Source organism: Anaerotignum faecicola, assembly GCA_024460105.1.
Classification (GTDB): domain Bacteria; phylum Bacillota; class Clostridia; order Lachnospirales; family Anaerotignaceae; genus JANFXS01.
In genome coordinates, this window is the sequence record JANFXS010000528.1 from 1 (window position 1) to 396 (window position 396).

A 396-nucleotide genomic window follows, 5' to 3' on the forward strand; every position below is an offset into this window, starting at 1 on the left:
GCCTGCAACAATACTGTCGCCAAACGCATAGAGCGTTTTTCCTTCCAGCGGCAGATCCAGTGCTGCTTCAGGAGCTGTCAGCCTGAAATTATCGATATACTGAGGCTGCCCGACCCACCAGTTGCAGGCAATCATCTTTGCAAGATTGGAAGCTTCTGTAGGAATTGCAATCTCCTGCGCTGCCACCTTGCCGTCTTTTTCCGTGATGGAATAGCTGACTGTTTTCTCCTCAAAATCAGCGTGCACACGGATCGTATACGTTGTATCCTTATTCATGTCGATATGATTCCAGGATGGTTCTTCGGCGGCTGCCGCTTTTGAATCATCTACTGCTCCTCCGGTTACGGATGGCCTTAAATCATTCTTATCTGCTGCCGCACATATCGCAAACAACAG

General features: G+C 49.0%; 1 protein-coding gene. It reads right to left on the reverse strand.

From position 1 onward, the window contains the following. A partial coding sequence (locus tag NE664_15230) for a hypothetical protein (GenBank protein ID MCQ4727984.1) occupies positions 1–396 on the reverse strand: 396 nt, incomplete at both ends.